Raw genomic sequence first — 16,274 nt, 5'->3', positions numbered from 1 at the left:
AGCGGGATATAGGCTCCCGCTCAGCCGTGTTTTTGCTTCCGTAAAGTTATTTATGGTTTTTGGCGATCCAATCATCCATCTCCGCAATGATTTTCTCCGGCGTTGTTTTGCCGAAGAAATATTTTTGCAGCTGCTGGCTGAATTGCGTTGACCAGTCAAGCGTCGTGTTCGCGAAGTAAATTTGCGAGTCATACGTCAGGCCTTGATCGAAGTATGGCTGCAATTCATCCATCGCCGGCGCGATGCTTGTCGTAGAGCCCTTTACGTAGCTGAGCGATTTGATATTGTTAACCCAAGCGTCTCCGCCCTGCTTGCTTGCCATGAACGCCATGAATTTCAATGCGGCTTCCTTATGCGGCGTATTGCTTGCTACGGCTAGCGATGCATCCGGATTAAATTCTAGCTTGTTCAATGCCGGGTCGTTGCTGAACGGATACGGGAAATACCCGAGGTCGTTATTATAGAAGTCCGGATTTTTCTTCTCGATATCAAGGAGCGGCCACGTACCCATGTACATCATGCCGACTTCGCCTTTGGAGAAAAGATCCACCGCGCCATTGTAGTCTACGCCAAGCTGATCCTTATTGCCAAGCTCGAACAGCTTCTTCGCGCGCTCAATGGTTACTTTGACTGCAGGGTTATCCGCGAATTTCGCTTCGCCAACCTCTAGCTTTTGGAAGAAGTCCGTTTGGCCCTCTTCAAGCGCCGTTAAGCTCGGAAGATCGCGAGTCGCCCACATGCCAAGCGTCCAGCCGTCCTTCCACCCGAGCGCGAACGGCGTTTTCCCGGCAGCCTTGATTTGGTTAGCCGCTTCCAGCAAGGCATCGTATGTTTTTGGAATTTCGAGACCTAAATCTTTAAATATTTTCTTGTTGTAAAAAACGGCGATCGGTCCGCCGTTTATCGGCATAACGAAATTTTTGCCGTCCGTTGCTTGCCCTTTCAGCACGCTTTCATCAAAGTTCGATAGAAACGGCTGTCCGGTCAGGTCCATGATATACCCGCCGTCTGAGAACAGCTTCGCTTGGGCGCCGGAGTTCAGCGTGAACACGTCGATAATGTCCCCACCTGCCAGCTTCGTTTTGATCAGCGTATAATAATCGTCGTATTTGACCGGCTGAACCTCTACCTTGATGTTCGGGTTCTCGTTCTCGAACTGCTCGACGATCTTGGCTACCCCATCGGTCACGTCGCTCTTAAAGTGCATGAAGGAAATGGTCACGGGCTTCTCTTCCACGGGAGCCTGCGTTGCTTCGGTCTCCTCTGCCCCTTTATTGCCGGCCTCTTCCGTTGCTGCAGGCGCGCCGTCATTGCCGCCGCAAGCAGCCAGAAGCAGCATCAGCATAGCGAGGCAAAAGCTTACGTATACTCTTTTGTTCATTCTAATTCCCCTTTGCGAAATATGGAGTGGCGAACGAATCTGCTTCGCTCTACCTCTATCATAGAACCCGGCAGCCCAAACCGTAATTTAAAAAATTGTGCACCTTATGTTCAATTTTTTAGACTGGGCTTTCTTTATCCAAGCTCGCTTCCCTATACTCGGACGGCGTCTGGCCTTTCATTTTTTTGAAAACCTGACTGAAATAGCGCTGGTTCTCGTACCCGGTCAGCTCCGCGATTTCCACGATTTTACGATCAGAGCCGCTAAGCAGCTCGCATGCCTTCTCGATTCTTTTCCGGCTCATATACTCGATGAAATTTTCGCCCGTAACCGATTTGAACAGCTTGCTTAAATAGCTCGGATCGATATGAAACCTCGTAGCCACGTCGACCAAGCTCAAATCCTCAAAATAATGCTCATCGAGAAACGCGGCAATATCGCGAATAGTCTGATCGGTTTCCGATTTCTCTTGGCTGAGCGCTATGTTGTCGATGAACAAGGCCGTGCTGGCAAGCCAGCTGCCCAGCTCCTTGCCATCCAATATATGCGCGATCGCTTTCGGCTCAAAGATCGCTGGTCGTGTCAAGGCTGCGCCTGGGGACATGCTTAGCAGGTCAGCCAGATGCGTAAGCTCCCTATGCACCTCGCGTATCGTGATATCCGGCAGCTGCCTGATTTTGTTCGCCAAGCTCTCCACGATGCGTTTCATGTCTTTGCCGCTGCGTGAAGCGATCGCCTGTTTGAACGCCTTCGACTCGAAGGTATTAAGCAAACCTCCGGCAGCGTCGGTCCGGATAACTTCCTGCTCGCATATGCACAGTCCCGCAGCATGGAAGCCATTCGCGAGCAATGCGCCATGCGCCGATTCGAAAGCGGCAGGAAGCTGCTCCAGCTTAGCGCCTGCCTTGCTTAGCCCGACAAGCACGTCAGCAGCGTACATCCTCTTCATCGCTTCCTGAAACCGATCGAGCAAGCTCTTGATATCGGCCCGGTCATAGTAGGGCTCAGGGAAAGCAAGCACGATCCGCTCCCGGTTATCCGTCTTGAACACGAGCGGCGAATCCGCGCTTAGAAGCTCATGCCAAACGTTCTCCACGCTGAACATCAATAGGTCTGCGTTGCCATGGAATTTTATATCTGCGATGGGCCTATATTGACGCAGCGAAACGAGCGCGACGCAGAAACGTTCCTGCGCGCACGGGATTCCCAGCCTATCCGCCTGCTCGTAAATATCGGCTACATTATGGATGCGGCCGCTCGCTATATGCTGAAGGAATGCTTCCCGCTTCAGGCTCTGCACGTCCTCGGCATGTTTTTTCTGCTCCAGCAGGCTCGATTCGTTTTGAATCGCCTCGATCGCTTTCGCCATCGCTTCCCGCAAATCCGCCGCCGAAACGGGCTTCAATACGTATTCGCAGGCACGGTAAGTGAGCGCCGCTTTTAAATACTCGAACTCCGAATAGCCGCTAATCACGATCACTTTGATTTCGTTATATTCCCGGTGCAGCCTGGCTAGAAATTCCTGCCCGTTCATCACCGGCATATTCATGTCCGTCACAACGATATGCGGCCTGCTGATCCCAATGAGTGCCAGCGCCTCCTCCCCGTGCCTCGCTTCCGCAATGACTTCAAGCCTTGGCGCAAGCTCGCTTATCATTTTGCTGATTGCTTTCCTGCCCCATGGCTCATCGTCAACTACCATCACCTTATACATCCGAGGGTTCCTTCTTTCTATCCGGTATGATGATTGCAATTTCGGTACCTATCCCTAATCGGCTGTTGATTTCCAGCCCGTAAGCGGATCCGTACACGAGCTTCAGCCTCTCATGCACGTTTTTCAGTCCGATGGACACGCCGTCAAACAGTTCCTTCGATTTATATTTGAGGTCCGACCTTAAAGACTCTAATTTGCCTGGTTCCATGCCTGGGCCGTTGTCCTGTACCGTTAGAATGAAATTTCCCGATTTGAAGACAGCTCCAATCCGGATCAGAAGCTCCTTCTGATCGTCCTTCACAAGGCCGTGCACGATGACATTCTCTATAATCGGCTGCAGCACGAAGCGGATGATCGTCATATCCATCAGCTCTTCCTGCACGTCAATCACCAGCTCGATCGCATTCTCGAAGCGAAGCTGCTGGATGTACAAATAATTGTTCGCATGCACGAGCTCCATCCGCAGCGTCGATTCCATATTGCCTTCATAGAAGCTGTAGCGAAACAGATCGCCTAACGCGCGGCACATTTCATGAATCTCGTAGTCGCCCATCAGCACGGCTTTGCCGCCAATCGTCTGCAGCGTATTGTAGAGGAAATGCGGGTTAATCTGCATCTGCAGCGCCATAATATGCGCTTCCTTATTCCGCAGCTGCATCTCGTATTCGGTTTCGATCATCGTGCGGATCTTGTCCGTCATGAAATTAAAGCTGCGCGTAAGCTCCGATATGTCGTCGCGCCAAAGCGTCGGCTGTTTGACCGTAATTTGAAAATTGCCGTTCCTGACCGCCTTCATCGCTTTCCCTAACAGAAAGAGCGGCTTCGTTATGAATTGCTGCGACAGCAGCGACAGCAGGAAAATAAACAGCAGCACAAGCACGAGTGCACTGACCGTAATGTTCATGAGCTGTTCCCGGCTGTGCTCCAGCTCCGTATTCGGGTAGACGATCGATAATCTTATATTTCCGTTATTTATAAAAGACGTATTGATGAGCAAGCTCTTGTTCTCGGAGAAACGCAGGTTATGCTTCTCTTTCCCTACCGGCAAATTCGGCGGCTCATACGGATCGATGGCTGAGACGTAATGGTCCGAGGTTAGATAGAACGGCTCGCCGTGCCTATTCTGCAATATAATTTCATTCGGCTCGTAATTATACGTTTTGATGATTTTATCGATCTCTTTGCTTTGGATATAAAAGATTAGCGTCCCTGTTTTCGTTCGGTAGAACGGATCGTAGATCGTCACTCCGTAGACGAACAACCGCTGCTGCAGCGCAGCATCCGTGTAATTGAACATCAAGGAATGCTGGTACTGCAGATCCAGCAGTTCTTCGAAATACGGCGTATTCTCCCCAAGGCGTATATTGTCGTAGCTGGCCGCCCGCGACCAATTGTCGGCAAGCTTATTGTCTTTGCCGTAAATCATCACCTTAATGATATTTTCATTCCTGCTCTCGACCAGCCGGTAGTAATTGCTCAACGAGTCCTTCAGAAATAAAAATTCCTCGCTATTGTAATCAATGCCGTGTTCCATCAGGTTCATAATTCGCTGGAAGCCATAAACCTGCAGGGCGGAGGCCGATAAATTCTGAAAGTATTTGTCCAAATAATCAGACATGTAGTCCGCGTTCTGGTCAGAGCTGCGGTACATGGTCCGCTCCAGTGAACGGGCATTGGTATCATAGAACAAATAAGAGAGAATAAGCAGCGGGATGAGAGATATGATTACGGTGCTCCATACGATCTTTGTCTTGATGCTGCGATTAAGCAGGAACCTGAGCATAAGCCTACCTCCATAAAGTCAATTCACACTTCTCTCTACGACAGCCGCTGCCCGAATACCTTTATCCAAACAAGAAAAAGCGGACGTCCTGCAGCCAATTTCGCCGCTAGGACCGTCCACCTCTTGCTTTATTTATAAATGGTAAAGATCAAATCGCGGTTTCCGCTGCTCTCGGTTGACCAAGTCGAGCCGCCATTCGTTGAAAGTCTGGCGAAGCCCCCGGCATACGGATTCGCGTCGCTATACGCAAAACCGTACTTATTGCTTGTTGAGCTGTCGTCGAGCGTTTCCGGTGAACGCAGCACGAGCCCGTATTTCTTCGTCGTATCCAGCCCCGTCAACCTCGGATAAACGGCATACGGCGTAGCGGCCCCAGGTATATTGCTCGGATGCAGGGCGGCGCTGAATAGCGTCTGCACCGGGTTGCTGCTTGCATCCAATAACACGATGTCGAGATACAAGTTATCCTCCGGCAGTTTGTTCACGTAGTTCTCGTACAGATACACATCCATTCTCGGTAAGCTCGACTGCGTAAGGCTGAAGGTTTGCATCCGCTGAATCGAAGCGCGGATATCCGAATACGTCGAATACGCTGATCCGCTGTTGTCCTGATCGATTCGGCTGCCCGTATTGCCAGCAACGTTATAAATCTCGATTTCCTGAATGGACGGAATGAACCTTGCGCTCTTCACGTATAATCTGAGCTTGGATGTGGAGACAGTCGGGAAGTTGAATATTCTGCGGTCCCCGACCGTAAAGTTCTGGCTGAGATTCACATAGCTCGAGCCATTCCAATATTGCAGCGCATACGTATCGATCTGGAAGCTCTGGCTTCCGGAGCCGTATTCGCTGACGACGACACGGTTCACGTTTGTGGCAGAGCCAAGATTAACCTCCAGCCACTGATTGCCTGAAGTTCCGTTCTCGGCGCTCCATCTCGTGCTTAGGCTGCCATCGATCGCTTTGGATGCCTCATAGCCTGCTCCGGCAGACCAAGTGGACGATGCCGTCGCCGTTTTACCGAGCGCTAGACTCGTCGGCGCAATCGGAAGCGATGAGGCATTCGCAGATATCCGGACGATGATCGATTCGCCAGGCTTCAACGTCCTAGCAAAGCTGCCCGTGTACGTCCCAAGCTTCGTCTGGCTGTAGATTTCGGTCAAGGTAAACGCCGTGCTTGGACTTAACCCGAGATCGCTGAATGAAACCGTAACGGCAGATGCGTTGTTCATATCCCAGTTCGATAAACCGACGATACGGTCTCCGTTCGTGTCCGTTAAGTAGATCGCGCTCGGCGAATGCTCAAGCTTATGATAGAAATTAGTCATTCTAACCGGCTTAGCCGCGTTTCCTTTTTTGACCAAATCCAGAATGCCCTCGTTTTGCAGAATAGCCATTCTGTCCTCCGAAATAAACGGTACATTGTCTCCGACCAGCCAATGCCCGCCTCCGAGCGCGATCGCCGTGGAGAGCAGCGTGCCTTCGTTAAGCGTCACTTTATTGAACCCGTCAATGACGCTTTCCGGGAAAATCATATCCACGTCGTTATAGGCGTACAGCGTCCCATTCGTCCACCAGGAGGCTGCCGCGTTGAATGCCTGACGCTCAATGCCCGGATAGGACTCAAGCCCGATTGTCGTATCGACGCCAGTCCTTCTGCCATGCGCGTACCCGCCTGGCAGAAGCGGAGCGATCGATTCGTTGATATAGATGTCCTGCGGAGCAGCCAGCAGCGTATCGCGCATTAATTCCATGCCGATCCGATAGGCTTGCATGCCGTTTTTCGTCGTGTCGTAAAACTTCCCGTCATACATGCCGAGGTCGATGAAATCAAGCTTTACGTAATCAAATCCCGGCGCTACATGGTAATTGTCCATGACCCACTGGATGTAAGCCCGCCCTCCCGGATGCGTCGCATCCACGATATACGTGTTGATATACGATTTGATCGGGCTACCGCTTGCATCCTTCAGCGCGATATTGCCGAATGTGTAGGAGGTGCCCGGTACCGTATCGGCCAAGTCGTCGAAGATCGCGAACGGTGCCGAGTAAGTGCCTGCCTTCATTCCCTTCCCGTGCACATAGTCCACGAAATCCTCCAGGTTCTGCAAATCGGTTGCCCCTTCCACGCCTTGGTAGCAGCAATCCAGATTCATGTAGTTGTAGCCAAGCGATTTCAGGTGCTCTTCGAAATAATCGGTCATCGGCAGCATCGCGTCAGCTGTCGGATAGGTATAGTACGCGTACCATGTGTTGAAGCCGATTGGCACATCGTCGGTCCAGTCCAGCTTCGGCTCGGCTACGGCGTACATTTCGCCGAATTGCTCAAGCCCTGCTTGGTAGTCAGAGAAATATCCCAAGAAAAATTGATCGCTGGCTACCGAGGTGCCGCTCTGCTGGCCTCCCGCATTATAAACGGAGAAGCCGGTTAAGCTGCCGTTAGCCGTGCTAGCCTGCCGCAAATATTGCATGCTTTTCCACTTGAAGGTCGTCGCGGCGCCCGCAATAAATCCGTGCTTGTTCGCATTGTCGAACATGGAAGCGACCCAGTAGCTTGTCCCGTTAAATGCGCCCCAGGTTTCTCCGGCTCCGTAAGGCCGGTCATTCCCGTTCTGGCTGCTGCCGAAGTCATTGACAGGCGCCACCCCGAAATCGTAATTGTTCGTATAAGGCGTCGTATAAATGCGTTTATCCGATCCCGCCCCGATATCCAAATTGGCGGATGCAATCGGCTCCATAAAGTTTATCGCTTGGCTGACAGACTTGTTCACCGTCATGCCCGCAAGCACGAATGACCGGTTCTCGTACATCTTGATCGTCAGAATAATGGTCGACCCGGATGCGAGCGTATTCGTAATCGTCAACTGCTTGCCGCCAGTCCCGTATCCGTCGGCGCCGATAGCTGCCCAGCTTGCTGAGCGGGTTCCGGCATCATAAGAGCTGATGCGGCTTGTGCTGCCTACAACCCCATAATCCGAATAGAAGTCTGACATGATGACCGTGCTGCCGGATTTGAAATCCCCACGCCCGTCCGACAGATCGTACGTAATGACTAGCTCCCCGTTGGTAGCGGTTACAACACTGCCTGCCTGAGAGATGACTACGGCCGCTGCGGAGACAGCCGCACCGAACGGTATACTTCCCGCCGCCAACAGCAAAAACGCAAGCATGACCTGCAAGCTTCTTCTTATTCCTTGCTTCATTCCTAATTTCCCTCCCCATGGATGGATAGACGGACAATCGATATGTCCTTACCTCTATCTTGCCTTTAGAGAGCGCTTCCAACAATGCAATATTTTGTGCATCAACCGTTTAAAATTTTGTAATCGCCGCAAAAACAAATCCCCTCCGCCAAGGCGAAGGGGACTGCTTGTTATTGGCCTAATAAAATTTTGGCATAAGGAGAATCGATCGGAATCATAATGACCGGCTCATTCTTAAGCGTGGTCGTGTAGCTCTCAAGCGTCCGGTAGAAATTGTAGAACTGCGGATCGCTGCCGTATGCTTTGTTATAGATGACGGCAGCTTCGCGCTCGCCTTCCGCAACGATTTTTTTGGCGTCAGCCTGCGCCTGCGCAAGCAGCTCAGTCGCGGTACGGTCCGCTTTGGACGTAATTTTGCGCGACTCCTCGTCACCCTCGGACAAGTACCTTGCCGCAATCGACTGGCGGTCGGAGATCATACGGTTGTATACGCTCTGCTTGTTCTCCTCCGGCAAGTCCGTCCGCTTGATGCGAACGTCAATGACTTCGATGCCGTAGTTGTCCCTGGTCAGCGCCGTCACGACATCCTTGGTAATCTCGTCATTGATGTTGCCCCGCGCCGTGTTCTCGCTGATGATGTTATCGTAATTGACCTCGGACAGCTTCCGTCTAACCGAGTTGTACACGGCCTCGTCGATTCGCTGGATGCCTCCGCTTACCGATTGCACCGTTCTCAAAAACTGCGATGCGTTCGTAATGCGCCAAACGGTATAGTTATCTACCACGATTGGCTTCTGGTCCTTAGTCAGTATGGTCGTCGGGCTGCTCTCATAGGTCATTTGATATTTCGGAAGCGTCGACACGTTTTCAATGAACGGCAGCTTGAACTTCAAGCCTGGATCGGGAACGGCCCGCATGGCTTCTCCGAACCGAAGCACAACCTTGTATTCGCCTTCCTTCACGATAAACATCGAGCCTGAGCCTAGAATGACGACGGCCAGCGCAATGATTATGGTTATCCAATGGTTTCTTTTCATTGCGCGTCACCCCCTTTTGGAGCTTCCGAAGCAGGCGGCGTTGTGGCAGGCGGCGTAACCGTGCTGCCGCTACCGCTCTTCAGCAGCTCATTCAAAGGCAGGTAGTTGACGGTATCGCTGTTTGAATTCGTAATGAAAATTTTGGCGCTCGGCAATATTTTCTCGAGCGTCTCCAGCACCAAGCGGCTTTGGGTAACGTTCGGGTTGTTTTTGTATTCGCCGAATATCGCGTTGAATTTGGCGACATCGCCCTCCGCGTTCAGGATACGGGATTTCTTCTGGCCTTCCGCATTCTCAAGCAGAGCCTGCGCTTCACCGCGCGCTTTCGGTATGCGGTCGTTCTCATATTTCGCGGCATTGTTGATCTTGGTGTTCTTTTCCTCGCGCGCATTCGTTACTTCGCGGAACGCTTCCGCTACCTGGCCGCTCGGGGGCTCGATATCCTGGAATTTAATATCGATAATCTGAATGCCCGTTTTATACTTGGCCTGCAGCTCGATCAGCTTCTCCCGAACCTTATCCTGAATGACCGTTTTACCGTCGGTAATCGCATAATCAAGCTTCTCCGAACCGATTACCGCACGGATCGAGGAGCTTGCCGCATTGCGCAAAAACTGCTCTGCATCCGAGATATTGTATAAGTAATCATGAATATTGCTAATTTTCCACTGCACAACCGCATCTGCCGACACGATATTCTCATCGCCCGTGATCATCATCGCTTCCTCATCGACCGGAATGGATTCCGAGCCCTCTTGGCGGTAGCCGATATGGATGCGCTGCGTCAGCTCCGCCGGAACGGTTATGACCTGCTGAATCGGATAAGGCCATTTGAAATGCAACCCCGCTGAAGTCTCATTGGAATACTTGCCGAACGTAAGAATGGCTGCTCTCTCCTGCTCCTGCACCGTGTAGAAGGAAGTTGATCCTACATAAATAACAACGACTGCGGCAGCTGCGCCGAGAATAATTTTCTTTAATGTACCCGGTTTCAGCTCTGGCGGCCGCCGTCCGCCGCCCATGCTATGATTCTGCGGCTGGTTCTGGTTCTGATCCATGAAGCTCAATGACATCTCTCCCCTTTCAAGCATCTCTTAGATAGGCGATTAGAAATCGCTATAGGGGATAATACGGGAAAGTAAGCCAAAGGTCACGGATTTTTCGCAAATTGTTTGGTTTTTATGAATAAACAATCATTTCTCTTCGTTTTTCTACGATTTAAGCAGCTTATCCTTCGATTAAGCTTGTTTAAACAGCAGCAGCCTCGACTCGGCTGGCTCCAGCTCGATGCCATGCTCGCCGCTTCCCGCTTCCAGATGCAGCTCTTGCCCGCTCCATAAATCTCGAACAACTATCCCCTTAGAGGAATCTATGCCAAGTCTCGCAAATGATGCAAGGATTATGCTTCCCGCGTCACCGTCGAAGTTGAATGCAGCCGCATACACGCCGTTCTCGGTATGAAGCGCGAACAAGTTCTCGCCCTTGCTGCCGCTTCTTCCCTCAACGGGCTTAAAGGTTTGCCCCCTGCGCGCAAGTGCCATAACCTCGCGGTTCGTCATCCATTCCTTCGCCCGGCGCGCAGCCTCCGGCTCGCGGTAATCATCGCCGAGCAGCAGGGAGGTGCCTGCAATTACGGCGCTGTTTAAGCGGCTTCTGCCCTCATGCTCGGTGGTTGCGCGCTGGTTGTCGCTCTTGTACAGTACCACGTGATCCGGGTCGTTGTACCGATAGAGGTTGTCGTTAATCCACCATCCGTAAGTTAACGCGTTAAGCATATATTCGGTATCGCTAATCATTCCGAAAGCGTCGCAGGATACGCGGCGGCTGTGCGCATAGCCATGCGGGAACAGCGGTGCAATGGACAAATTGATCAAGAACGGACGACCGACCCGCTCTGGGGCAAGCGTATCCCTAACAAGCGCCATCCCTATGTTATAGGCCTGAATACCCGTCCGCACGCTCACATCATGGAAGATCCCTTCCATCGCGCCATGCGTCAGAAAGTCGAGCTTCACGTAGTCAAATCCGAGCTCCACAAAGCTGTCGAGGCTTCTTTTGATCCGTTCCTGCGCTTCGGGATGCGTCGGATCGATCGGGAACGCGCCATCCAGCTTCGGAAGCGGCTGCCCCGCCTGGTCCTTAATGAGGATATCTCGGTAGAGCACGCGGCCATCCGTTCCTTCCACAGGTGAATCCGGGTTGCTTCCCCAGAACGCGAACGGCGTATAATAGATGCCTGGCTTCTGGCCGTTCCCTTTCACCCTTCGAACGGCATCCTTAAGCTGTTCCTCGGGCAGGCTGTTCCAGAATGCATCAAAATTCACGTACAAGCTGTCGTTGTCGTCAGCGAAGCCGTTCTGCTGCAGCTCTTTGGCAAAGAAATCGGACGTATGCGTGTATACTTCGTAATCCAGCTTGCTCATAACGGCCGACCAGCTGTTCCAGCCCATCGGAATGCCGCCTTCCCAAGGAAGTGCCGGCGTAAGAACGGCATTGGCCTTGCCGTATTGCTCAAGCCCGTCTCGATAATCGGCGAACGCGCCTACGAAGATCGTCGGCGATACGATGCTTTTCCCGCGAAGAGCGCCGTGCGCCACCGTGTCCCTCGTCTGCATGTCGGCTGCGCCGCCAAAGACGCGCAGCCTTCCGACCGCTTCCGCAAAGGTACCTTCCACGACGATACCCGTTTTCCAGCTGTCATGCGTAACCGATCCAATGACAAAGCCGTTCCTGCTCTGCGAACGGTAAATCGCCGTCGTCTCGTAGCTCTGCACGCTGCAAGGAATCGCATGGGATGCAAAACGCACCCATTTATCGTTATCGAAGGGGATGAACAGCGTTCTGATCTCCTCTACAGGCCCGGAGCCGTCGCCGAATTCGGCTACGCTTCCATCATTCAAATAAGCGGCAAGCGGCGTTAATTCATTCGTCTCCCAATCGAATTCACTCTCCGCCTCAAGCTCAGTCAGCAAATACGGCAGCTGCTCGTACATCCTGAAATGCTGGCGCAGCGTCGGTTTGCCAAGCTCCTCATGTTCAAAGCTCCAGCGCAAGCCTTTGCCAAACCCGTCCTCGATTGGTTGAATATCGGACTTCTGAACGTAATGTTTGCCGTAATAGGTTGAGCGCAGCTGCTCCAGCCCGTAGCGTGCTTCCGCATAAAGGCCGCTCAAGGCTTCGCCGCTGCTCCAGCGCAGCGTAAGCTCGCCGCTCTCAAGGTTTGCCGTTGCCTGGATAACCTCATTAGCCACAATAAATTCGCCTTGTCCGTGCTCGATCATGAATGTTCCGATTTCCATCTTCATCAGCTCCTCTAATATAATGAAAGGAGGCCGGCTGAGCCGGCCCCCTATGCGCCGTTTGGATTATTTCCAAAGCTCCACGCGTTCTTTGTAGTTTGTCGTAAAGATAGCTTCAACCTTCTCGTCGCCGGCTGCTTTCATGTCGCTCAGCATTTTGTCAAAGATAGTGCCCGCATCCTCAGCGGTCTTGGCCATAATCGCTTTCGTCAACGCTTGTTTCGTAATGTCGTTCACCTTTTGCTCATTCAATGCCTCAGGCGTTCCGCCCTGCGGCCCCAATGCGTCAAAGAGAACGGTATCGTAAACGGAATCCGACAAGTTTTTGATCGCCATTTGGTCGACGACACCGCGCTCGTAGCGGCCAGCAAGGTCATAAGGCGTTCCGTCTGTGCCTTTGCCGTTTTTGATGAACCAAGTCCACTTACGGATACCAGTAGACTTCGCATAGTTGTTGAAATCATTTTTGAAGCCTGCAAGCACCTCAGGACGCGGCGTACGTTTGCCATCCTTCATATCCCAGTGAACGCCTTCGACTCCCCACATCAAGAGGTACTGCCCTTCCTCGCTAGCAAGGAAGTTCATAAATTTCATCGTGCGCTCTGGATTTTTGTTTTTCTTCGTAATCGTAATCGCGTCCCAGCCCAGCGAGCTGCGTCCGCCGTACGTCGTTTGGCCCGGATCTACGCCGTCCGCAACCACTTTATACGGGAATAGCTGCGACTGCTCGCCGCGATCTTTTAATAGGATCGTATTCGCGGCACCTGGATCCCAATAGGAGCCGGTCGTTGAGAAAACGTTGCCCGTAGCGAGCTTTTGCTCCCATACTTGCTTCTTGTTAATCGCCCATTCCTTGTCGAGCAGGCCGCTGCGGTACAAGTCATTCATATACATAACCATGTCGCGGTATTTAGGATCCTTGACATCGAATTGGATTTGGCCATTGTTTTCGTAGAATTGCTTCAGGCCAAACATCCCTTTGAACGTGCCGAACGATCCGCCAAAGTTTTCGCCATCCATCGTAAGCGCAGTCGTATCCTTGCCTTCGATCGTCGGGTATTTCGCCTTGAAATCTTGAAGCAGCTGCTTGAATTCGGATGCGGTGAACGGCACGCCGCCCTCAGCCTTATCCGGGGCAAGCTCCTTCAAAATATCTTTGCGGATATTGAAGCCGTAAACCGGTTCATTTTCAACGCCGTACCAATTGGACAAGTAGTAGTTTTTTCCGTCCTTGTAGCGCGTTTTGTTCAATACGTCGCCATACATCGTCGTAACGTCAGGACCATACTCGTCGATGAGATCGTTTAATGGGATAATGGCGCCCGATTCGATATATTTGTTAACGAGATCGCTTCTGCGGTCAAACAAGATCATGTCCGGCAAATCGTCGCTCGCCAGCATCAGGTTAAGCTTCTCCGCCGGATTGCCCGTCGGCTGCTGGATTTCAACCGTAATGCCCGTACGTTTCGTAATTTCCGCCGCAACGGCATTGCTGAATTTATCGCCCGTATTTTTATCGAAAAAAGTAATGGTCAACGGCTCATTGTCGCCCGCTTCCCCGGAACCGCCATTCTCTGCAGCAGGAGCATTGCCGTTGTTTTTTGTATTATTGGAGCCGCAAGCGGATAAAACCGAAATGACAACGATAGCGCTAAGAAACATTACAAGCCATTTTTTCATTTTCATCGTATAAATCCCCCTTGTTCATGATCTTATTATAGTACATTTCAACTAAAAAACATTGCGCCTAAGCGATCGCATCACCTCCACAAATAGTGCTTCGCATGACTAGCTCTTAACGGCGCCCAGCGTCATGCCTTTCACGAAATACTTTTGAAGGAATGGATACACCATCAAGATCGGAAGGGTTGCAACCATCGTCGCGGCCATCCGAATCGTATCCGGCGATACCGCCATTCGTTTCGATGCATCGGCAAGCTGCTGCGCATCGCCGACCATAGCGCCTGTCTGGTATTGATTCAAAATTTTGACCAGTACGGCCTGAAGCGTTTTCAGGTCCGAGCTGTAGGTGAAGACATAGGAATCGAACCATGAATTCCAGTGCATGATCGCCGTGAACATCCCGATGGTTGCAAGCACCGGAGTCGTCAGCGGCAAAATGATTTTAAAGAAAATTTGCATGTAATTGGCGCCGTCCATTTTGGCCGACTCGTCGAGCTCCTGAGGGAGCTGCTGCATGAAGGTCCGCACGATAATCATATAGAAGACGTTCATCATGCTCGGCAATATAAAGACCATAAAGTTGTCGATCAGGTGCAGGCTTTTCAGCACCATGTAATACGGAATCAGACCGCCGCCGAAATACATCGTAAATACAAAGTACAACGACCAGAAGCGATTGCCGACCAGCTCTTTCTTGCTGAGCGAGAAGGCCAGCATGCTGATGACGACGACTGCGAGCGGCGTACCGACGACCGTCCGCAGCACGGTTACTTTAATCGCCGTCCAAATCTCGCTGTCGGATAAAATCTGCTTATAGCTCGCCAAGCTGAAATCTCTCGGCCACAAATACAAATTGCCTCGCAGCGTATCCTCGGCGCTATTCAATGAAATAATGAAAATATTCCAGAACGGATAGAAGGTTACGATAAATACGGCGATGATGAATAAGTAAACGCCGGACATAAACAGAAAGTCATTTTTGGACTTGATCATAGCGTGATCTCCTCTTTCTTTTTTACTAGAACAACGACTGCTCATTCATTTTTTTGGCCATCGTGTTGACGCTTAGGACCAGGATGAAAGCGACGACCGATTTGAACAAACCGACAGCTGCACCGTAAGAGAACATCCCGTTTTGCAAACCGTATTTATATGTGTACGTATCGATTACTTCCGAATACTGGAGCACGGTATTGTTTTGCAGCAAAAATTGTTGATCGAAGCCTGCGTTCAATATGCCGCCAACAGCCAGAATAGCGAGAATGATGACCGTAGGTTTGATCGAAGGCAGCGTAATGTGAACAATCTGCTTCAAGCGGCTTGCTCCGTCAACCTTTGCTACTTCATATAGTTCCGGGTTAATAGCCGATATGGCAGCCAAGTACATAATGGCGTTGAAGCCCATATCCTTCCATGTGTTCGATATTGCTATAATCCACCAGAACAAAGGACCCTTCTGCATAAATTGAATCGGTTCATTTATAATTCCAAGACCGGTCAATAGGTTATTGAGGACGCCTTCGGAAGAGAGCACCGTAATGATGATATTGGCTGCGATTACCCACGAAATAAAGTGAGGCATATAGGATACCGTTTGAAATGTTTTCTTAAACCAGCCGTTCCTCAGCTCATTGATCATGAGTGCCAGAATGATCGGCATCGGGAAGCCAAACAGCAAGGATAAGAAGCTTTGCGCCAGCGTGTTCCGCATAACCCGATAGAAGTCACCGTTCGTAAAGAAATAATTGAACCAATCCAGACCGACGAATTCCGTCGTGAAAAACTGTCCGAAGAACGAACCGCCGCCAGGCGAATAATTAATAAATGCCATGTACAACCCGAACATCGGGACGTACGAGAATAACAGCGTGACGATTAAAGCCGGCAGCATGAGCACGTACAACAGCCGCTGCTCCTTCAGCCTCCCCCACACGCTAGCTTTTTTGATACCGAGCTTCCCTTTTGGGGGTACGGATTTACTTGGTTCCGCTTTCATTGTTGATTCCATGTTATAGCCTCCTGCCAGTCTTGCGTTGCTTTGTGTTTTCATTATAGGTCTGGCGGGCGGCTCATTCTATACAAGCATTTACCGATTCGTAACACAAAGCGACACACTTCCAAATGCTCCATTGTTGAAATGCGTCATAGCGGATAAACTAGTTAAACATCCCGTT

Annotated in this window: 10 protein-coding genes; all 10 read right to left on the bottom strand. The window is 51.2% G+C overall.

Going from position 1 to position 16,274, the window contains the following annotated elements; all coding sequences use genetic code 11:
• Positions 1–46: 46 nt before the first annotated feature.
• Positions 47–1,381, bottom strand: a complete 1,335-nt coding sequence (locus tag AC0YN3_RS09035; protein WP_475774755.1) for an ABC transporter substrate-binding protein — start codon at positions 1,379–1,381, stop codon at positions 47–49.
• Between the two features lie 118 nt (positions 1,382–1,499).
• Complete coding sequence (locus AC0YN3_RS09030; RefSeq protein WP_475774754.1) at positions 1,500–3,095, bottom strand: response regulator; 1,596 nt, start codon at positions 3,093–3,095, stop codon at positions 1,500–1,502.
• Positions 3,088–4,878: a sensor histidine kinase gene (locus tag AC0YN3_RS09025; protein WP_475774753.1), complete on the bottom strand. Its 1,791-nt coding sequence runs from the start codon at positions 4,876–4,878 to the stop codon at positions 3,088–3,090. Before AC0YN3_RS09025 ends, AC0YN3_RS09030 begins: the two co-directional genes overlap by 8 nt.
• Before the next feature lie 128 nt (positions 4,879–5,006).
• Positions 5,007–8,081, bottom strand: a complete 3,075-nt coding sequence (locus AC0YN3_RS09020) for a discoidin domain-containing protein (protein ID WP_475774752.1) — start codon at positions 8,079–8,081, stop codon at positions 5,007–5,009.
• Between the two features lie 170 nt (positions 8,082–8,251).
• Positions 8,252–9,118 carry a protease modulator HflC gene (gene hflC, locus AC0YN3_RS09015; RefSeq protein ID WP_475774751.1) on the bottom strand — a complete coding sequence of 289 codons (867 nt, stop codon included), beginning with the start codon at positions 9,116–9,118 and terminating at the stop codon, positions 8,252–8,254.
• Positions 9,115–10,176 carry an FtsH protease activity modulator HflK gene (gene hflK / locus AC0YN3_RS09010; protein ID WP_475775111.1) on the bottom strand — a complete coding sequence of 354 codons (1,062 nt, stop codon included), beginning with the start codon at positions 10,174–10,176 and terminating at the stop codon, positions 9,115–9,117. The genes hflC and hflK overlap by 4 nt, the downstream gene beginning before the upstream one ends.
• 180 nt (positions 10,177–10,356) lie before the next feature.
• Positions 10,357–12,417 carry an alpha-galactosidase gene (locus tag AC0YN3_RS09005; RefSeq protein WP_475774750.1) on the bottom strand — a complete coding sequence of 687 codons (2,061 nt, stop codon included), beginning with the start codon at positions 12,415–12,417 and terminating at the stop codon, positions 10,357–10,359.
• 66 nt (positions 12,418–12,483) lie between these two features.
• On the bottom strand, positions 12,484–14,103 hold the full coding sequence (locus AC0YN3_RS09000) for an extracellular solute-binding protein (protein ID WP_475774749.1): 1,620 nt from the start codon (positions 14,101–14,103) through the stop codon (positions 12,484–12,486).
• A gap of 102 nt (positions 14,104–14,205) precedes the next feature.
• A complete protein-coding gene (locus tag AC0YN3_RS08995) occupies positions 14,206–15,093 on the bottom strand; it encodes a carbohydrate ABC transporter permease (protein WP_183559180.1) in 888 nt (295 codons plus the stop codon).
• Positions 15,094–15,118: 25 nt separating this feature from the next.
• Positions 15,119–16,108 (bottom strand): ABC transporter permease, encoded by a 990-nt coding sequence (locus tag AC0YN3_RS08990; RefSeq protein WP_475774748.1) that lies wholly within the window; start codon positions 16,106–16,108, stop codon positions 15,119–15,121.
• Positions 16,109–16,274: the final 166 nt, after the last annotated feature.

Source organism: Paenibacillus sp. J22R232 (assembly GCF_056269165.1).
This window is presented reverse-complemented; position numbering and strand designations above follow the sequence as displayed.